This window comes from Thioalkalivibrio sp. ALE30 (assembly GCF_000377465.1).
In the GTDB taxonomy this organism is placed as follows: domain Bacteria; phylum Pseudomonadota; class Gammaproteobacteria; order Ectothiorhodospirales; family Ectothiorhodospiraceae; genus Thioalkalivibrio.
On sequence record NZ_KB898168.1, the window covers coordinates 523,495 to 543,287 of the forward strand.

Sequence of the window (19,793 nt, forward strand, 5' to 3'; positions counted from 1 at the left end):
CTCGCCTTACCGGGCCGTTGCCTCGATCCGCCCCTGCAGTCTTGCGATCCGTGCTTTGGCCCGGGGCCCGGATCCCAGTTGCCCGGCATACTGCAGCGCGCGTTTCCAGTCCCGGCGCTGGTGCTCGTGGTATTTGGCCAGCGCCTCCAGTGCCTCCTGGACGCCCTGCTCCGCCAGCGCCTCCCAGACGGGCACGGCCTGGTCATATCGCCCCTCGCGACGCCATTCGCGCGCAAGCCACAACCGGCCGGCTGGCGATAGCTGGTGCTGGTGGGATTCGAGCAGCCGCCGGGCAGTGTCCGCGCCCTGCCGGCGTTCCTGTAGGCGCGCGGCGCCCTCCACCGATGCCCCATGGGCCGCGGGCTGTAACAGCACGGACGCCAGCGCCGGACCCAGCAGGGTCAGGGACAGGATGTCGTCGGTGTTGTGCCGGACGACGCGTTCCAGTTCCTCGCTGCGCCCGGAGGCAAGATAGGCCTTCCAGGCCCACGGGGCCTCGGCCCCGGGCAGGTCGTCCTGACGATCGAGTCCCAGCAGGCGCTCCTCGACCGTTCGCAGGCGACAGTCCGGCCAGGCGTGGCCAAACAGGCTGCGCACCGGGTGCAGGAAATCGGTGTGCGCGGCCTCCGGCGCATCCGGGCGTCGCTGCATACGACGACGATCTCGGAGCAGCGGCAGATCGAAGGTCTTGCCGTTGTAGCTGACGAGGTGGTCGCACTCGCTCAGCGCGGCGTCGACCGCTTCCAGCAGGGCCCCCTCGCCCGCGAACGCCGTCATCAACCACTGACGCAGGCGGACCCGGCCATCCCGAAGGGTCGCCAGCCCGACCAGAAACGCCACCGTCCCGGCACCCCCGGCGAGGCCCGTGGTCTCGGTATCGATAAAACCCAGGCGCTGATCGGTGTTCCAGAACGGCATTGCCGGTTCGCGCGCCCGTGCCAGGGTATGTCGGCCATGGGCGTGGCAATCTGGCATCGCGCGGTCGAGCTGGATCACCTGTGGCGTCAGGAGTTCGCCATCCAAGCGCCTGGCCAGCTCTTCGGGCGGGGTGGCGGATTCGGCGGCTGTACGGTTCGGCCGTGTTCGACCGGTGCCCGCCACACCCATACGGTCGAGCCGGGCCCGGATCTCGTCCAGCACGTTGCCCTTGCCCGATGCGGCCCCGACACTGTGAGGATCCGGCGAGGTCCGGCCAGGGGCCGGCGGTTCGCTACCGGACTGGCGGCGCAGGGTGTTCAGGCGGTCATGCAGACCCATGGGATTCCAGGCCCTCCAGGACCGTGATCGCAGCCTGTTTCGGCGAGAACCCGCGCACCTCGTCACTGGCCAGGATGGGTCCGATGCAGCCCGGACAGCCGTGGGCACAGTCGCACTGCCGGATGAGGGTCAATGCGTCGCCGATGACCCGTTGGCGCGCATCGAACAGGGGCGCGGACAGGCCGACGCCGCCCGGATAGTGGTCGTACAGGAACACGGCGGGCCGGAACCGGCCTTCCTGTTCCGGATCGCACTCGCCGCCATCCAGCGTGCGCAACTGGCCGCGGCCGTTCGCGCCCACGGTGGCAAACCAGCGCGCATCGCCATCGCCGACCGCCCGGCCCAGATCCTGCGGCTCGGACATCACCACCAGTGCGGCCACGTGGTGCATGGCGTAGGCGGCACCGAGAAAGCCATCCAGGGCCTCGTGGCGAGAGGCAAAGCGCTGTTCCAACGCCTCCGGGGCCATCTGCCACCAGACGGCCGTCGTGTGCATCTCCTGGTCCGGCAGGTGGATGTTGCCGTACCCGATGTTCTCGTGGGTGTAGTAGCGGATCTTCTTGTAGCCGGGAATGCGCCGGACGATGTGGACCTCGCCGCGTGCGGCCTCACCCTCCCCTGCGGGTGAACGCTCGAAGTCATCCAGGATCTTCAGACGCGTGTAGTCGATCGCGTCGGTGTAGTAGTCGGCGCGGGTGCGCGTGACAAAGGCCTTGCGCCCGGTCCAGTCGAGCCGCTCGACCTGGTAGGGCACGGCCTGGACCAGATAGATCGCCCCTTCGTACAGCGTCTCGGCCGCACTGGAGAAATCCACCTCGGCGATGATCTGTTGCTGGCCGTCGGTCGTGTCCACGACCACGAAGTTGCCCTCGGCGACGGAGCGCAGGCTGACGCTCTGGGCGGGGTAGCTGTCCTCGGTCCAGTGCCAGGTATCCGACTCGCGGTGCAGGACGCCCTGCTCCTCCAGGTAGGCCAGCAGAGACTCCAGATCCTCGCCGCCGAAGGTCTCGCCCTTGCGGAAGGGCAGCTCGAAGGCCGCGCAGCGCACGTGATCCAGCACGATCAGAAGCTGATCCGGCGCAATACGCGCCTGCTCCGGGGACTGGCCGAGGAAGAACTCCGGGTTCCGGATGATGTACTGGTCCAGCGGATCGGAACTGGCGATCAGCACGCCCAGCGACGGGCGGTTGCGCCGGCCGGCCCGGCCCAGGCGCTGCCAGGTGCTGGCAATGGTCCCGGGGTATCCAGTCAGCAGACAGACATCGAGGCTGCCGATATCCACCCCCAGCTCCAGCGCGGAGGTGGCGATCACGCAATCGACGTTGCCGCTGCGCAGCGCCTTCTCGGTCTGGCGGCGCTCGTTCGGGAGGTAACCACCCCGGTACGCCGCGACGCGCGAGGCCTTGCGCGGGTCGTTGTCGAACACGTCTTTCATGTAGCGGGTGATCACTTCGACCATCAGTCGGGTGCGCGCAAAGATGATGGTGGTGAGCTTGCCGCGCAGGGCCATGCGTGCGATTCGCGTGACCTGGGAACGGGCCGAGGCGCGGATGCCGAGATCCGCGTTGACCACCGGCGGGTTCCACAGCAGCAGATGGCGTTCCCCGGCCGGTGCCCCGCTCTCGGTGATCGCCGTCACCGGCTCGCCGACCAGACCCGAGGCCAGTTCTTCCGGGTTGGCGATGGTCGCCGAGCTCATGATGAAAACCGGGTCCGCCCCATAGAACCGGCAGATACGGCGTAGCCGCCGCATCACGTTCGCCACGTGGGAACCGAACACGCCGCGATAGGTGTGCGTCTCGTCGATCACCACGTACTGCAGGCTCTCGAAGAACTGGGCCCACTTGGTGTGGTGCGGCAGGACGCCCTGGTGAAGCATGTCCGGGTTGGTCACGACGATGTCGCCCCGGGTGCGCACCGCCTTGCGGGCATCCCCCGGGGTATCGCCGTCGAAGGTATAGGCGCGCACGCCGAGGTCCCCGGCCTCATTGAGCTCCATGAGCTCCGCGACCTGGTCCTGCGATAGCGCCTTGGTCGGGAACAGGTACAACGCCTTGGCCTTGTTCTCGCGGGCTGCCTGCAGGACCGGCAGGTTGTAGCAAAGCGTCTTGCCCGAGGCGGTCGGCGTGACCACCACGGTGTGGCGGCCGGCGCGGATCTGATCCCAGGCCTCGCGCTGGTGGCTGTACAGCTGCTCCACGCCCCGGGACCGGAGGGCGCCGGCAATGGCCGGGTCCAGATCCACTGGGAGATCCGCATACTGCGCGGGCCGCGCCGGCAGGACCAGTTCACCGGTAATGCGCTTGGCGTAGCGCTCCTTGATGCGCTCGACCAGGCGTCGTGCACCCGCCTCGCCACCCTGGGGTTCGGCGCTCAGCTCGGGGAGAGAATCTTCGGGGAGGACGCGCGCCGGTTCGGTCATGGCAATCTTCTCGCGGGAGCCGTACAGTGGCGATCATAGCCCGGAGAACAAACGGAGAACAATGTTCCCGGTCCAGCACGATCCAACACCAGGAGGGCGGATGCCATGGAGGCACTGACCCCGCACCAACGTAGCGTGCTCGAGGCCCTGCAGCGATTCGCGGCGGAGGGGCACGCCCCGAGCCTGGAAGAGCTGGCACAGGCGCTGGGGCTGCGCTCGCGCGGCTCGCTGCACAAGCACATCCGGGCGCTGGAAGCCGCGGGCTACGTCCAGCCTGCCCGGGGCCGTCATCGCGGCATCCGGCTGGCCAATGAACTGCCGGCGCTCACGGATACCCAATACCCCGCAACGGATGGGGACACGTGGACCCCGAACACCCTGCCCCTGCTGGGCCGGATCGCGGCGGGCCAGCCCATCGATGCCCTGGCGCATCCCGAGCCCGTGGAGGTACCCGCCCACCTGCGCGGGCGCGGCGAGTGCTACGTGCTCAAGGTGAAGGGCGACTCGATGCAGGATGTCGGCATCCTGGACGGAGACTGGGTGGTCATCGAGTCGCGCAGCGAAGCCCGCAACGGCGAGATCGTGGTCGCCCTGATCGATAACGGAGTCGCCACGCTGAAGCGGATCGAACAGAAGCCGGGTGGCGTCCTGCTGCATGCGGAGAACCCGGCCTACACACCCCTTTTCGTCACCCCGGACCAGCTGCGCATCCAGGGGGTGCTCGTCGGCCAGATGCGCCGTTACCGCCCGGTCTAGGTGGGATCTATCGATAGGTTGTAGGGGTGGCACCCCAGATTCCCCAATCCTGCGTTGCGCCGCTTGCGGGTAGAACCACTACCCGCTGGACGACGACACTTTACGTTCGCGCCAACGAAGACCGAGGACCGCCGGTTCCTTCGGCGTCACTGCGAGCAGAGGCCGCCGTCAACAACATACGTGTTGCCAGTGCAGCCCGAAGCAGCGTCAGACAGCAGGAAAACCGCCATACCGGCACACTCCTCGTTGCTGACGTAGCGGCCCAGCGGAATGCGTGCCTCGAAGGCCTGGTGCACCTCGTCGGCGTGACCGGGCTTCGCTTGCTCCTCTATGGACTGCATCATGCGATTCGCGACCGGCCCCGGGTTGAGTGTATTCACACGGATGTTCTCCGGCCCCAGCTCAGCGGCCAGGCACTTCATCATGCCGACCACCGCATGCTTGCTGGACACGTACGGCGACAAGCCCACGGCGCCGCGCAGCCCGGCCACGCTGGAGGTGATCACGATACTCCCGCCGCTGCCACGTCGCAGCGCCGGCAAAGCGGCCTCCGCGCCCAGGCGCACGCCCTGCACGTTGACGGCGAAGACCTTCTCCCAGGCTGCATCGGAGCGGCTTTCGAATGGGCCGACCTCGCCCTCGATCCCGGCGTTGAGGAACACCCCGTCGAGACGGCCGAAGCGTTCCAGCGCGGCCGCCACCATGCGCTCGTTATCCTTCCGCTGAGTGACGTCCACCGCCATCCCGATCGCCCGCTCACCCAGGGACCGGGCGATGGCTTCGACCGGTCCGGTCTCGCGGTCGGTAATCACCAGGCTGGCACCCTGCTCGTACGCTATGCGCGCAGTGCACTCGCCGATACCTCCGGCGCCACCGGTAATTGCGATCACCTTTCCTTCCAGACCCCTCATGCTGCCTCTCCTGATCACAAACGCTCCGAGTACAATCCCATTATTCGCTCGGGCCGCTCCAACACCAACCAAGAGGCCACCCACCCCTGGTCAGATCCAGCATCGCAACCGCGCCCGGCAAGCTCTCCAGCCAGTCCGGAACACCACAAGCCTCCTGCAGACGCCTGCTTGCAGGCGAATACCCGGCCCGCTCGGCTTTGGCCGGGGCTTGGCCTGCAGGCAGGCGCCCACCGCGCCCAGAATCCCTCAGGGCTATGGGAGAGGCATCTGGGGCACACGATCCTGCGGTGCGCCCGCCGCCGCGATCAAAACCGGCGTCGTGAGGTCCGGTTAGGGAAACGCTGATCGATGTACCCACTCGCGTGGGTGCCACAGGTTTTCCGAGACCAGGCGCGACGCGCAGCGGGTAGTGGTTCTACCCGCGCGTCTTTGATGCGTTCGGGGCGCAACACAGGATCGGTGAGCCGGGCAAACCAATCTCGTGGCCGAGATAGCGTGGGTCAGGTCCCCGATGCCACGACCTTGAGGGGCCCGTGGTCGTCGCAGTGGTCACCATGGGGGTGATGCAGGTGGCCATCTACCAGGTAATCGACGTGGTCCCCGTGCGGAACGGGCTCGTGGCCGCAGCCGGGACCGTGCACGTGATTCGGGTCATGACCTTGGCACTGGTGGTCCGGGGTGCAGTGATCCGGGTTCGTTTCGCTCACCTCGATGACATGCTCGTCAACATGGTCGCCATGCGGATGGTGGAGATGGCCATCATGCAGGTAATCGACGTGTCCGTTGTGCTCCACCGCGGTGTGTCCGCAGCCGGGTCCGTGTTCATGCTCGTGATTCGGATGTTCCTGGCAACTCATGACGCTCCCTCCTGCTGGACTAGGCAATTGCACCCTTTAGGGAAACACTGATCCATGTTTTAGGTGTCCGTGGCGATTTCCTCAACTCGTTGGTTGATAAGACGGCACAGCAAGTTCCGTACGTTGTGCTGATCAATGACAGGGTTGGATGCCGGTAACCGGCCGATACGGCCGCGAAGAGCCGGACTCTCTGACGTCACCCCGCCTGTCCCCAAGGGCCGTTAACCGCAGCGCGGATTCCGATCGGCCCGGGACACCAAAAGCCTCCTGCAGGGGCCTGCTTGCAGGCGAATCCCCTGCCCGCGCCCGACTTTTGACGGGTCTTCGTCTGCAGGCAGGCGCCTACTGGGCCCAGAATCTCTCAGGGCTATGGGGCGTGATCAGGGGTACACGGTCGTGCGGTGTGCCCGCAGCTGCGATCAAAACCGGCGACGTGTGGTCGGAAAGAGACCTTTGTGCCGATGGCGAGCGACCCAGCCCATGACTTCTCCGAATGTGGAACACGACCGAACCGTCGATCCCGCCGAGGTGGAACGCTACCGCGCCCTTGCCCAGATGTGGTGGGAACCGGATGGAAGACTCTGGCCCCTGCACGTGCTGAACGGCCTGCGCAGCGACTACATCCGGGACCAACTCTGTCGCTCGCTCGAGCGGAACGCGGAGGCCGAGCGCCCCCTGGCCGGCCTGCGCATGCTCGATATCGGGTGTGGCGGCGGGTTGCTGAGCGAGGCCATGGCCCGCCTGGGCGCGGATGTACTGGGCGTGGACGTCGTTGACCGCAACATCGCCGCTGCGCGGCTTCATGCCGCGGAGCAGGGCCTGGATATCGGGTACGAAGTGAACACCGCGGAGGCCCTCGCCGCGCGTGGCGAGACCTTCGATGTGATCCTGAACATGGAGGTGGTCGAACATGTGGCGGACCTGCCCGCGTTCATGGGGAGCGTCAACCGCATGCTGCGTCCCGGCGGGCACACCTTCGTGGCCACCATCAATCGCAATCCGGTCTCGTTCGTGGTGGCGATTGTCGGGGCGGAGTATCTGTTCCGCATCCTGCCCCGGGGCACTCATCAGTGGAAGCGCTTTGTGACGCCGCGGGAAACGCGGGACCTGCTGGCGCGCGACGGCCTGGAGCCTGTGGCGCAGACGGGAGTCAAGGTGAATCCGCTTTCCCGCCGGATGTGGCTGTCGAGATCGATGAGTGTCAATTACATGATCCTGGCACAGAAGTCCGAAGCCTGAAGGACAAGTCCGCCGTATGCCGCTTCCGCTGATCCATCATCCGCGCTACACGATCGAACTGCCGGATGGGCATCCATTCCCCATGGCAAAGTTCCGGGTCCTGCGGGACCGGCTGGAAACCGAGCTGGGCGACACGACAATCGACTGGCTGCAACCGGAGATCGCCCCTCGGGGGGCTCTGGCCCGCGTGCATACACCGGCCTACCTGGATGCCTTCCTGTCCGGCCAGACCAGCAAAGCCGCCCAGAGGCGCAGCGGGTTCCAGTGGTCGGAAGCGCTGGTGGAGCGCGTGCGACTGGAGACGGGCGGCACCCTGCTGACCGTGGAGGCCGCACTGAGCGACGGCCTGGCTCTGAATACCGCCGGCGGCACCCACCATGCCCACGCGGGGTTCGCGAGCGGGTACTGCCTGATCAACGATATTGCCGTCGCAGCGGCCCATGCGCGCGCTATGGGATGGGTCCAGCGTGTCCTGATCATCGACCTCGACGTCCACCAGGGCGATGGGACGGCCGCCATCTTCGCGGATACCCCCGAGGTGGTGACCTTCTCCATGCACGCGGGCAGCAATTTCCCGGCGCGCAAGACGCCCGGCGACCACGACATCGAACTCGCCCGCGGCACCGGCGATGATGCGTATCTGGCCACCCTGCGAGATGCCCTTGCGACCCTGATCGACGACGTGCGCCCGGACCTGGTGGTGTACGACGCCGGCGTCGATGTACATCAAGCGGATCGGCTGGGGCATCTGGAGCTGACCGATGCGGGCCTCGAGGCGCGTGACCGGCACGTGCTGCAGGTCTGCCGCGAGAGGGCCGCGCCCGTGGCAGCGGTGATCGGCGGGGGTTACGACCGCGACATCACGGCGCTTGCCGATCGCCATGCGATTCTCCATCGGACCGCCGCGTCCCTGTGACCGAGAAAGAGGACCGAGCAAGAGGACACCCATCTTCCTCCCGGTGCCCACGGTCATCCCGGCCGGAGCGAAGCGGAGAGGGGGATCTCTGACGTCCGCTCCTGCCTCGGCGGCCGAGATCCTGGATAACCGCTGCGCGGTTTCCGGGATGACCACGGAAGAGGACACCCATCTTGTTCACATGCCGCCACAGCCCCCTTCTCCGGTAGGAGCCCAGCCCTCTGGGCGATGGGGCGCCGGACATGCCCGATCGGCGAGAGGGCTCGCCTCCTACAGTAGGGAGGCTTCAGCCTCGGTGACGAACAGGCGCAAGCGCTTTGGGGCGGTATCGTCGTTTCGGTGATGGCTGGCTTCTCGCGCAGCTCGCTGACGGAACCTGCGGTGATCAGGTGCTTACCTTTGGATTTCGCGGGCCGGCGCTTGTCTTTTGCCGCTGCCTCGGCCAGAGGGCCGACCTGAGCTGTTGAGCGCGCGCCGCGCTGTGGTAGCTGTCTCTACGAATAGTCCCATCAAGGGGCCACTTATAGCCCGTAATGGTGACACGCCCAACGCCGTGGCCTATCCGACGTCAGGATGCGTCGAGTCGGTTGTTGCGCCACCGCCGGTCCTGCGGCACCCTCGCCAGACGGTCGCCCTTGGCGGGCGCGTTCCCATCGGTATCCTCCGAGCGAAGGCCATGAGTGAAGCGACAATGACGGCGGTGGCCCGGCAGCGACTGCTCCTTCAGGGGCAACTGTCGACCGCCCTGGCGCGGCTGGTGGACGCCTGCGCCGAGAGGTGGGGCGAGCGTGAGGCCCTCGAGCAGAGACTCGCCGTGGCGCTGGGCGCACTGCCGTCCTGCAAGTACCTCTATGTGCTCGATCCGCGCGCTCACCAGGTGACCGCCAACGTGTCCCCGGAAGGCCCCTTGCCGGACCAGGCCGGGCGGGATCGCAGTACCCGGCCCTACCTGGCCGATGCCCTGGCGGGTGCCGAATTCTCCATGTCGTCGGCCTACATCAGCCGCAATCGGCGCCGCCCTACCCTGACGGCTGTGCAACGTCTGACCGAAAGCGACGGCACACTGCTGGGATTCCTGGGGGCGGACTTCGACCTGCGGGAGCTGCCCCTGACCCGCGACCTCTATCAGCAGCCGGACCAATGGATGCAGCTGAAGGGGGATCCAGCGATCCGCGGGGGCCTGTTCAACCAGCATCGGGTGGACAGCCCGCTCGACACCCGGATCGACGAGGTACTGGATCTCCTGACCGAGCTGGTGGCCGCCCACGGCGTATTCCACGGCAAGCTGCATTTCTCCAGTTCCCGGGCCACCTTGTGGCTGCGCGACGACCCGTTCCGCTACCGCTTGCTGGACTACGAGGACCTCACGGATCCCGGGATCTGTCTCGCCTATCCCCAGCGGTCCTACCCCGAGGAGGCCTTACTCTCCACGGATCAGGTCGCAGCGGTGTTCCGTACCTTCCGCGAGCTGCGCTTCATGGACGACACGATCTACCTGCGCTCCGGCTCCCTCAATATCTTCAACGGCATGGTTGGCCTCAACTTCTCCTGTGATGGGTCCCACTACATGAGCGGGCAGGAGTTTCTCGCCAAACGCCTGGACTTCTGGCTGGGCTCCGGAGAAGAGCACGAACGCCCGTAACCCCTCGGTGCCTGGATGTCTGCCTTCGGATTGACCCCACATCGCCCCGAGCGGAGAGACGGCGAAGCGTGAGGAAGTGGGCGCCCTTCTCCTTCCACGCGCCACACCGTCATCCCGGCCGGAGCAAAGCGCAGAGCCGGGATCTCTGGCGTCCGCCCCGGCCCCGGAGCCCGAGTTCCCGAATAACCGCTGTGCGTTTCCGGAATGACCGCCTGTTCGGAACTTCGCCTGCAAGCAGGCTCCTACGGGGGTTGGTGGTCTGGATCGATGAGTGGCCGCTATATGCTGCTGGCGCGCTGGCTGGCATCCTGACCGGCGGTCGTACTGGCAGGTCTCGCCACCACCAGACAGGAGGCGCGAGCCCCGTGGGTGGCGAGTACGGTCCATTCCTCGACCACCAGCCCGGCCGCCGCCAGCTGGGCACGGAGATCCGCCTCGTAGGTCACCTGCCCGAAATCGATGGTAGTGAGCCGTCGCAGCAGCGGCTTGAACCACTCCATCCAGCGAGAGGGCCGACGCTGGATGGTCTGCGTGAACAGGAAGCGACCGTCCGGTCGTAGCTGGCCAGTGGCATGGCGCAGGGCCTGTTCTGGATCGGGCAGCAGCATGAAGCTCGCCGAGAAATACACCACGTCGTAGGGGCCGCCCGCGTGGTCGTACACGGATTCCTGACGCGCCTCGACGCAGTCGGCCAACGGTGACTCCGCCAACCGCCGCTGGGCCCGACGGACGTAGTCGCCGTCGATGTCGATCCCCGTGACACGCAATTCCTTGCGTCTGACACCCGGTGCGTTGGCCAGTAATGCCCCGGCCGTGCCGATCCCCACGTCCAGAACCCGTGCCCCGTCGGGAATCCGTTCCAGCGCCGCCGCGTACCAGTGAGCCGTCAGCCGCAGGATCAGGAAATCATAGATCGCGCTTCGCATGGCATGCCTCGACCGGTACCGGTGACGATTGACGGAGCGAGCCCGCCCTACCGAGCCGGCCGTAACGCCCTACTCTATCGCGTACACATGCAGGACAGCCGCGCTGTTCGACGAGCCCCGAAGCCGTACCCCGGAAGCCGCTCACGGATCCGGGTCCGGGAACAGGTCCATCTGATCCCGCGTACGCGCCTGCCTCGTCCGGCCCGGGGTACGCGCAGAAGGGCGGCGCCGGCTGCCATGGCGCTGGTGGATGCCGGCCGTCTCCTGACGGGAAGCCCCGGTCCCGCGCACCGACTTGAAGCGTTCACGTGCCAGCCGCGCCGCGTGCTCGTGATCCACCACCGGCAGCGGATAGTCGTGGCCAATGCGGCAACCGGATTCACGCTGCAGGCCCTCTGTCATCTTCCAGGGCTGGTGAATCCAGTCGCCCGGTACTCGCGCCAGTTCCGGTACCCATTGCCGAATAAACACGCCGTCCGGATCCTGATCCAGCGATTGCTTCACCGGGTTGTAGATGCGCAGGGCGTTGATACCCGTCGTTCCCGACTGCATCTGCATCTGGCTATAGTGGATGCCGGGCTCGTAGTCCGTGAACATGCGTGCCAGATGCTGCGCGGGCCGGCGCCAGTGGAGCCAGAGGTGATATGAGGCGAACGCGACGACCATCGCGCGCATACGGAAGTTGATCCAGCCGTGATCGCGCAAGGCGCGCATGCACGCATCGACCAGGGGGTATCCCGTGAGGCCGTCTTGCCAGGCACGAAAACGGTGCTCATCAAAGGCGTCTTCACGCAGTCCATCGCAAGCACGATGCAGGTTCTGGAACTCGATGTCCGGGGCATCTTCCAGCTTCTGCATGAAGTGGCAGTGCCAGTGCAACCGCTCCTCGAACTGGCGCAGCGACCTCTTCCATGCTGCCTGCCGGCGATCCAGGCCGCGCGGCGCGCCCACCTCCCTCTGACGTTCGCGCGAGGCCTGCAGCACGCGGCGCAACGAAACCGTGCCGTAAGCCAGATGCGGGCTCAGCCGCGAACTGGCGGTCCAGGCCCGCGCGGGGCTGCTGATACCACCGGCATAGTGCTCTGCGCGCTCGCGCAGGAAATCGCGCACAACGCGGCGCCCGGCTTGCAATCCCGGGGACTGCAGATCGATCGCGGCGTCGGCCGCAACACCCGCCGGAGCCTGCGGCAGGCGGTCGACCCCGCCGGCCACCGCGGGTCCAGCGGCCAAAGCCCCAGGTGCGCCAAAGGGGCGTTCACGCATCAAATCCTCCCACTGGGACGCCCAGCCATCGCGGTTGCGCAGCCCGCGCACGACCCCATGCTGACGATACTCGCGCCACGGGACACCGCGATCGCGCAGCAGGCGTGCGACCGCACGATCACGGTCATAGGTCCAGCGATTCCCGGTTTCCTGATGGCTGTACACGGCTGCAACCGGGATCTCGTCGAGTAGCTGCTGGAGCACCTCCACCGCAGAGCCCTCGCGCACGACGAGGGACCGACCAAGATCGGACAAGGCCTGGTCCAGTTCCAGGAGGCTGGCCCGGATGAAATCCCAATGGCGCCGGCTCGTATCCGGCAGCTCCCAGTAGCCGGGCTCCACAATGTACAGCGGCAGTATGGGTCCCGCCTGTGCGGCGTGATGAAGCGGGCCGTGATCATCGACGCGCAGATCGCGCTTGAACCATACGAGGTGGACGGGCTTGGGCATCTGTCACGGACTCCGCAAGGTGGGGCTGGGCGGGCCTGCATGGAAGCCGCCGCCCGGTCTTCCCAGTGCAGACACCCGGCGGCGCTCGGGGTTCGTGCGGGGCAAAGCGACAACCCGCTCAGGGGCGGCTCGAAGGTCCCTGTTGAACTTGCCCTCCGGAGACAGGACGAACGCTTTGTCTTGCCCCATGTAAGTAGCCCGAAGGAGCCACGCGCGATGACGAAACGGACAGTCCTGGTGACCGGCGCAACCGGCGGGGTGGCAAGCGCGCTGTTGCGATCCCTCGATCCCGCATATGACCGGGTCGCTCTTGTCTCGCGCAACGCCGAGGGGCTGGAAGTCCTTCGCGGGCAGCTTCCGAATGACCTCGAGGCCTGTACGATCGCCGCGGATGTCAGTACCGCTGAAGGCGCGGATGCGGCCGTGGTCCGGGCCTCCGAACATTTCGGCGAGCCCCCCACGCGACTCGCTCACTGTGCCGGCAGCGCGCTGCTGGCCCCGTTGCACCGAACCACAGAGGCGCAGTATCGCGACTGCATGGCGGCCAACCAGGACAGCGCCTTTTACACTTTGCGCGCCTGGGTGAAGGCCCGACTCCAGACGGACGAACCCCGCGGCAGCGCCGTTCTGTTCAGCTCGGTCGTTGCTCAGATCGGCGTGTCCAATCACGAGGCGATTGCGATGGCCAAGGGTGCGATCGCCAGCCTGGTCCCGGCCGCTGCCGCGACCTACGCCGGCCACGGCATCCGGGTTAACGGGATTGCACCCGGGCTGACACGGACGGGCGCCACCGAACGGTTGTTTGCCTCCCCGCGTGCCGAGGCACAGATCGTGGCGCAGTATCCGCTGCAGCGTTACGGGCAGGCGGAAGACCTCGCGCGGGCTGTCACATGGTTGTTGTCCGACGAGGCCGGATGGGTCACCGGCCAGGTCCTGTCGGTGGACGGAGGGTTCTCCCGCGTGCGCCCAATGGTCCCGACAGGCGGCTGAAGGGTTGTGGCACGCATCGCGATCATTGGTGCCGGGATCTCCGGGCTCGCAGCCGCCCGGCGGCTGCACGATGCCGGTCATGACTGTCTCGTGCTGGAGAAGAGCCGGGGCCTCGGCGGACGCATGGCGACGCGGCGCACGGATGGCCTGAGCTTCGATCACGGGGCCCAGTATTTCACTGCTCGTGGGGCAGGCTTTCGCCGTCAGGTACAGGCCTGGCAAGCGCAGGGTGTGGTGGCGGAATGGGGAGCCGACAGGCTTGTGGGCCACACCGACATGACGGCCCCGGCCGGTGCCCTGGCTGCACCCCTGGAGGTGCGGCGCAACTCCCGAGTCGACGGCCTTCGACGTTCAGACGGGGTCTGGTATCTACAGATCGAGTCGGTGCCTGAACATGCCGGCCTTGAGGGCCCGTTCGACGCAGTCCTGCTCGCCCTGCCCGCACCGCAGGCCGCAGAGCTGGCGGCCACCGCCGAGACGGGGTTTGCGGAGCTCGCGGGCGTTCGCTATGCCCCCTGCATTGCATTGATGGCCGCCGTCGAAGGCCGGACCGACCTGCACGAAACGTCGCGCGAATTGTCCGGGCAACCACTGGCATGGGTTGCCCGGAACGGCACCAAACCTGGCCGAGATGCGGAATCCGAGGCCCTCGTGGCCCACGCTGGCCCCGACTGGTCCCGCGAGCACATCCAGGAAGACCCGGATCAACTGGCCCATCCGCTACTGAGCGCCCTGCGGCCCCTGCTCGGCTCCGGCCGCCTGCTCCAGCATCAGGTCCACCGGTGGCTGTACGCGCGAGTCGAGCAGGCCGCCGGCCGCCCCTGCCTCTGGGACGCCGGGCAGCGCCTGGGCGCCTGCGGGGACTGGGCCCTGGGACCGCGCGTCGAGTCGGCATTCGACAGCGGCCAGGCCCTAGCGGACGCGGTCCTCGAGAACCTTCCCGCCCCGCACAGGGGCACCCCATGACCGGCCTCGTCGACACCGACGGCGACACACCAGACGAACGCGCCGCCCTTTTCCCGCCGTCACGGGCGGCCGCCCTGGAGCGGCTGTCGGATTTTGTCCCCCGCGCGGGGCGTCACTATGCGGCCCAGCGCAACCGCGACCCCGGGCCCGGTGGCCGCGACAACGTATCGCTGCTTTCGCCTTACATCCGCCATCGGGCCATTAGCGAACACGAGGTGATCGCACGGGTCCTGGCCCGGCATTCACCCGAGGCGGCCGAGAAGTTTGTCCAGGAAGTCTTCTGGCGTACCTACTGGAAGGGGTGGCTGCAGATGCGCCCCCGCGTCTGGCGGGCCTTCCTGGAAGAACGCGACAGCGATCGGGCACGCCTCGCCGAAGACGATGGCCTGCGCGAGGCCGTCGCCGCGGCCGAGGCCGGGCGCAGCGGAGTCGACGGATTCGACCAATGGGCCCGCGAACTGGTCGCAACCGGGTATCTGCACAACCATGCGCGCATGTGGTTTGCGTCGATCTGGATCTTCACTCTGAGGCTGCCGTGGACGTTGGGGGCGGACTTCTTCCTGCGCCATCTGCTCGATGCCGACCCTGCCTCCAACACCCTGGGCTGGCGCTGGGTCGCGGGTATCCAGACGCCGGGCAAGATCTACCTCGCAACGACCGACAATATTGCCCGGTTTACCGACAATCGGTTCGGTCCGCACGGTCTGGCGTCCGAAGCGCCCGCTATCCGCGACGAGAGTCCGCCTGTTGCTGGGGCCCTCCCGGGCCCGCGAACCCTGCCGCGCGGCCGGCGCGTGCTCCTCCTGTTGCATGGCGACGACTTCAGCGGTCAGGAAGTATTGCCGAAGGAGACCGACGTGGCGGCAATCGCCGTCGCCCGGCGCGGCCACCCTGACATGCCCTGGCCATTTGGGGCCGCGACTGGCCACTGGGTAGACACGCTAGCCGAGGATGCGGCGCGGCGCGCGGGCGAGAGCCTACAGCAACCCGCAACCGTTCTCCCGCAACTCCATGCGGAGACCCTCCGGTCGCAGTGTGCCGCCGCCGGCGTGACCACCATCGCCACACCGGAGGCGCCTGTCGGGCCCCTGGCCGACGCCCTGGATGTCATTGCTCACGAGCTGGGGGAAGACGGAATCGAGGTCATTCCGCTGCGCCGGATGTGGGACGACCTCGCTTGGCCCCATGCCACCCACGGATTCTTCCGGTTCAAGCGCCAGATCCCGGAACTGCTCGCCCGGAACGGCCTGTAACGCCAGGCAGTCCGATCAAGTGGGGAGCGGTCGATTCAGCAGGTAGCGCTCCTGGTCGGGGCTCTCGATCGCACCGGGGCGGGCCTTGCGCACCGTCTGAATGGCCTCGTCCGGCGTGTATCCGCGTTCAATGAGCGTAAGGGCCGCGATGGTCCCCGCGCGACCCTGCCCGCCACCACAATGAAAGGCCACGCGCTCCCCCGCCCGCAGCCACTGATGGATGCGGGGCCCGACGTCTCCCCAGCCTGTTTCCCAGGGACGGTCCGGGGCGGCCATGTCCCCGATCGGCAGGTGCACCCAGCGCATGCCGGCTGCCTGGACGCTTGCGCCCAGGTCCGGCACCCCGAGCCCCGTCAGCTCGCGGTTCTGGTTCAGGGTCACGACGGTCCCCGCGCCCCAGTCCCGCAGGGCCACAAGATCCGCCTGAACATCCCGCGGCGCGCAGACCGCTTCATTCGGGCGTTTTCCGGGGCAGCGGGTCATCCCAATGGCCCCGCCCTCGGGCAACGGAATACTGCCGATATCGAGAACGGGCGAATCGGTGCGTGGCGGGTTCACAAGGCGCTCCAGCGCGTTGGGAATGTCCCCTCAGTGTAGCGCCACTGCAGGCGGTGAGGTGCATTCCGGGACCCTCCGCGCGGGCCCGGTTTCTTGCGTCCGCCGCTGTACTGTTTTTATATACAGTATATGGAAGACACCCCGCCCCCTCAGCCCGCAAGCCCGGCGTATGCCGAGTTGACGAGCGTCAGCAACTTCTCGTTCCTGCGCGGGGCCTCGCACCCGGAGGAGCTGGTCGAGCGGGCCCAGGCGCTGGGCTATCGCGCGCTGGCGCTGACCGATATCGCCTCGCTGGCCGGCGTGGTCCGCGCGCACGCGGCGGCGAAGGACTGCGGGTTGCACCTGATCCTGGGGGCGACCTTCCGGCTGACACACGGCCCCGCCCTGACCCTGCTGGTGCGTAATGCGGCGGGCTATGCCGCGCTGTGCCGTCTGATCACCCGGGCGCGCGGGGCGGCGGACAAGGGGCACTACCACCTGACGCAAGCGGACCTCGACGCCCTGCCCGCCGAGGCCCGTACCGGCTGGCACGTCCTGCTGCGCATCGAGCCCGAGATCGCGGAGCCGACGCTCGCCGAAACGGCCCGCTGGCTGGCCGGGTGGGCCGTGCCGGACCAGGCCCATCTGGCAGTCAGCCAGTTGCGCACGCCGGAGGATGCCCCGCTCGCGACCCGCGCACGGCAGCTCGCCGACACGACGGGGCTCCCGATCGTCGCCTGCGGCGATGTGCACATGCACGCTCGCGGCCGGCGTGCCCTGCAGGACGTGCTGACCGCGCTGCGCCTGCGCACCACGGTTGCCGAGGCGGCCCCGGCGCGCTTCCCCAACGGCGAGCGCTGCCTGCGCCCGCGCGACGACCTGGCCACGCTGTATCCCGCCGCCTGGCTCGCAGCCAGTGTGCGGATCGCACAGGACTGCGACTTCTCGCTGGACGCGGTCACCTACCGCTACCCGACCGATCCCCTGCCCCGGGACACGAGCCCGGCCGCCTACCTGCGCGAGGCGACCCTGAAGGGCGCGCGCGGGCGCTGGCCCGACGGCATCCCGCCGAAGGTGTCCGAACAGATCGAGCGCGAGCTCGGGATCATCGCGCAGCTCGGCTACGAGCCCTACTTCCTGACGGTCTACGACATCGTGCGCTTTGCGCGCGGGCGCGGGATCCTGTGCCAGGGGCGCGGCTCGGCGGCGAATTCCGCCGTTTGTTATGCGCTCGGGATCACGGCGGTGGATCCCTCGCGCTCCAGCATGCTGTTCGAGCGCTTCATCTCCGCCGAGCGTGGCGAGCCGCCGGATATCGACGTCGACTTCGAGCACGAGCGCCGCGAGGAGGTGATCCAGTACATCTACCAGCGCTACGGCCGCGAGCGCGCGGCGCTGGCCTGTACGGTAATCCGCTACCGCCGGCGCAGCGCCCTGCGCGACGTCGGCCGCGCCCTGGGCATCTCGCGCGCGCGGCTGGATGCGCTGACCGCCAACCTCGCCTGGTGGGACGACGGCATCCCCGCCGAGCGCCTGCGCGAGGTCGGGCTGGACCCGGATGGCGCCCTGGCCCGGCAGTGGCAGACGCTGACCGCCGAACTGCTGGGCTTCCCCCGCCACCTGTCGCAGCACACCGGCGGTTTCGTGATCGCAGAGGGCCGGCTGGACGAGCTGGTGCCCATCGAGAACGCGGCGATGCCGGAGCGCTCGGTGATCCAGTGGGACAAGGACGACCTCGACGCGGTGGGGCTGTTGAAGATCGACGTGCTGGCGCTGGGCATGCTCTCCTGCGTGCGCCGCGCGCTGGAGCTGATGGCGCGCCACCGGGGCCGCGACTGGGGCCTGGCCGACATCCCGGCCGAGGACCCGGCGGTCTACCGCATGCTGCAGAAGGCCGACACCCTGGGCGTGTTCCAGATCGAGTCGCGCGCGCAGATGAGCATGCTGCCGCGCCTGAAGCCCGCGAACTTCTACGACCTGGTGATCGAGATCGCCATCGTGCGCCCCGGCCCGATTCAGGGCGAGATGGTGCACCCGTACCTGAAGCGCCGCGCCCACCCGGAGCGGGTGCGCTACCCGAACGCAGAGGTGAAGCGCGTGCTGGGGCGCACCCTGGGCGTGCCGATCTTCCAGGAGCAGGTGATCGAGCTGGCGATGGTCGCGGCCGGCTTCTCCGCCGGCGAGGCGGACGGGCTGCGCCGCGCGATCGGGGCCTGGCGGCGTACCGGCCAGCTCGCACGCTACCGCGAGCGCCTGATGGACGGGATGCGGCAACGCGGCTATCCGGAGAAGTTCGCCGAGCAGCTGTACAAGCAGATCCTCGGCTTTGGCGAGTACGGCTTTCCCGAGTCGCACTCGGCCAGCTTTGCGCTGATCACCTGGGTCTCGTCCTGGCTCAAGTGCCACGAACCGGCGATCTTTGCCTGCGCGCTGCTGAACAGCCAGCCGATGGGCTTCTACGCCCCGGCACAGATCGTCGCCGACGCCCGCCGCCACGGCGTGGAGGTGCGGCCGGTGGATGTGCGCTGCAGTGACTGGGACTGCACGGTGGAGCCGGTGGCCGGGAGCGACGCGCTGGCGCTGCGCCTGGGCCTGAACCGGGTTGGCGGGCTCGCGCAGACCGTGGCCGAGCGCGTCGTCGCCGCGCGCGCCGAACGGCCTTTCGCGGACGTGCCGGACCTGGTGGCCCGCGCCGCCCTGACCCGCGCCCAGGCCAACCGCCTGGCCCGCGCCGACGCCCTGAAGGGCCTGGCCGGCAACCGCCACCAGGCGCGCTGGGCGACCGAGGCGGTGGAGGAACCCCTGCCCCTGTTCGCCGACGCCCCGGCCGAGACGGTGCGCGAGGCCGACGTGACCCCGATCCTGCCGCGCCCCGATGCGGTGGACGACCTGGTGCAGGATTACGCCACCACCGGGCTGAGCCTGGGCCCGCACCCGCTGGCGCTGATACGCCCGTTCCTTGAGCGCAGGCGGCTGCCCACCGCCGCCCGGCTGCTGGAGCGCCCCGGGCATCCCGGTGCCCGCTATGCCGGCCTTGTGATCACCCGCCAGCGGCCCGGCTCGGCCAACGGCACGGTATTCCTGACCCTGGAGGACGAGAGCGGCACGCTGAACCTGATCGTCTGGCCGGACCGGGTGGAGCGCTTTCGCGCCGAGGTCCTGCACGGCCGCCTGCTGGAGGCCCACGGGGAATGGCAGTACAGCGAGGGGGTCGGCCACCTGATCGTGCAGCGCCTGATCGACCGCAGCGCCTGGCTGGGCGAGCTGACCACCCGCTCCCGCGACTTCGGCTGATCGGCATTCGTCATCCGCATAGCGACTAAAAGACCGGGGCCTTATTCACCACGAAGCTCACGAAGGCACGAAGGAAAACCACAGAGCACACGGAGTTCACCGAGAATTCCCGGC

General features: G+C 68.0%; 15 protein-coding genes. 9 read left to right on the plus strand and 6 right to left on the minus strand.

Features of this window, described 5'->3' with window-relative positions; genetic code table 11:
- Positions 1-6 precede the first annotated feature (6 nt).
- Entirely contained in the window at positions 7-1,257 is a 1,251-nt protein-coding gene (locus tag D107_RS0102365) for a ribonuclease H-like domain-containing protein (RefSeq protein WP_018880679.1), read from the minus strand.
- Positions 1,244-3,679 carry a DEAD/DEAH box helicase gene (locus D107_RS0102370; protein ID WP_018880680.1) on the minus strand — a complete coding sequence of 812 codons (2,436 nt, stop codon included), beginning with the start codon at positions 3,677-3,679 and terminating at the stop codon, positions 1,244-1,246. The genes D107_RS0102365 and D107_RS0102370 overlap by 14 nt, the downstream gene beginning before the upstream one ends.
- Before the next feature lie 105 nt (positions 3,680-3,784).
- On the opposite strand from D107_RS0102370, the gene lexA reads away from it, so the two are divergent.
- Positions 3,785-4,435, plus strand: coding sequence for a transcriptional repressor LexA (lexA, locus tag D107_RS0102375; RefSeq protein WP_018880681.1), 651 nt, complete (start codon positions 3,785-3,787; stop codon positions 4,433-4,435).
- Between the two features lie 146 nt (positions 4,436-4,581).
- Here lexA and D107_RS0102380 read toward each other — a convergent pair whose 3' ends face one another.
- Positions 4,582-5,346, minus strand: coding sequence for an SDR family NAD(P)-dependent oxidoreductase (locus D107_RS0102380; protein WP_018880682.1), 765 nt, complete (start codon positions 5,344-5,346; stop codon positions 4,582-4,584).
- A 533-nt stretch (positions 5,347-5,879) separates the two neighbouring features.
- Between D107_RS0102380 and D107_RS14265 the strand changes: the two genes are divergently transcribed.
- The 4 genes from D107_RS14265 (at position 5,880) to D107_RS0102400 (ending at position 10,000) form a co-directional block, all read left to right on the plus strand.
- The gene (locus D107_RS14265) at positions 5,880-6,254 is read left to right on the plus strand and encodes a hypothetical protein (RefSeq protein ID WP_018875403.1); all 375 of its coding nucleotides are present in this window, start codon (positions 5,880-5,882) and stop codon (positions 6,252-6,254) included.
- Positions 6,255-6,683: 429 nt separating this feature from the next.
- Positions 6,684-7,442, plus strand: coding sequence for a bifunctional 2-polyprenyl-6-hydroxyphenol methylase/3-demethylubiquinol 3-O-methyltransferase UbiG (ubiG, locus tag D107_RS0102390; protein WP_026280720.1), 759 nt, complete (start codon positions 6,684-6,686; stop codon positions 7,440-7,442).
- Positions 7,443-7,458: 16 nt separating this feature from the next.
- Positions 7,459-8,358 (plus strand): histone deacetylase, encoded by a 900-nt coding sequence (locus D107_RS0102395; protein WP_018879045.1) that lies wholly within the window; start codon positions 7,459-7,461, stop codon positions 8,356-8,358.
- A gap of 691 nt (positions 8,359-9,049) precedes the next feature.
- Positions 9,050-10,000: a PDC sensor domain-containing protein gene (locus D107_RS0102400; protein WP_018880684.1), complete on the plus strand. Its 951-nt coding sequence runs from the start codon at positions 9,050-9,052 to the stop codon at positions 9,998-10,000.
- Positions 10,001-10,278: 278 nt separating this feature from the next.
- On the opposite strand, the gene D107_RS0102405 is transcribed toward D107_RS0102400, so the two are convergent.
- Both D107_RS0102405 and D107_RS0102410 read right to left on the minus strand, forming a co-directional pair.
- The gene (locus tag D107_RS0102405) at positions 10,279-10,926 is read right to left on the minus strand and encodes a bifunctional 2-polyprenyl-6-hydroxyphenol methylase/3-demethylubiquinol 3-O-methyltransferase UbiG (protein WP_018875399.1); all 648 of its coding nucleotides are present in this window, start codon (positions 10,924-10,926) and stop codon (positions 10,279-10,281) included.
- Positions 10,927-11,067: 141 nt separating this feature from the next.
- Positions 11,068-12,639, minus strand: coding sequence for a deoxyribodipyrimidine photo-lyase (locus D107_RS0102410; protein WP_018880685.1), 1,572 nt, complete (start codon positions 12,637-12,639; stop codon positions 11,068-11,070).
- A 216-nt stretch (positions 12,640-12,855) separates the two neighbouring features.
- On the opposite strand from D107_RS0102410, the gene D107_RS0102415 reads away from it, so the two are divergent.
- From D107_RS0102415 to D107_RS0102425, 3 genes are read left to right on the plus strand one after another with little or no spacing between them, the layout of a single operon-like run.
- Complete coding sequence (locus D107_RS0102415) at positions 12,856-13,629, plus strand: SDR family NAD(P)-dependent oxidoreductase (RefSeq protein WP_018880686.1); 774 nt, start codon at positions 12,856-12,858, stop codon at positions 13,627-13,629.
- 6 nt (positions 13,630-13,635) lie between these two features.
- Positions 13,636-14,595: an NAD(P)/FAD-dependent oxidoreductase gene (locus tag D107_RS0102420; RefSeq protein WP_018867431.1), complete on the plus strand. Its 960-nt coding sequence runs from the start codon at positions 13,636-13,638 to the stop codon at positions 14,593-14,595.
- Positions 14,592-15,848, plus strand: a complete 1,257-nt coding sequence (locus D107_RS0102425) for an FAD-binding domain-containing protein (protein WP_018880687.1) — start codon at positions 14,592-14,594, stop codon at positions 15,846-15,848. The genes D107_RS0102420 and D107_RS0102425 overlap by 4 nt, the downstream gene beginning before the upstream one ends.
- A gap of 15 nt (positions 15,849-15,863) precedes the next feature.
- Here D107_RS0102425 and D107_RS0102430 read toward each other — a convergent pair whose 3' ends face one another.
- Positions 15,864-16,406 carry a cyclin-dependent kinase inhibitor 3 family protein gene (locus D107_RS0102430; protein ID WP_026280721.1) on the minus strand — a complete coding sequence of 181 codons (543 nt, stop codon included), beginning with the start codon at positions 16,404-16,406 and terminating at the stop codon, positions 15,864-15,866.
- Between the two features lie 129 nt (positions 16,407-16,535).
- Between D107_RS0102430 and D107_RS0102435 the strand changes: the two genes are divergently transcribed.
- A complete protein-coding gene (locus D107_RS0102435; protein ID WP_026280722.1) occupies positions 16,536-19,679 on the plus strand; it encodes an error-prone DNA polymerase in 3,144 nt (1,047 codons plus the stop codon).
- Positions 19,680-19,793: the final 114 nt, after the last annotated feature.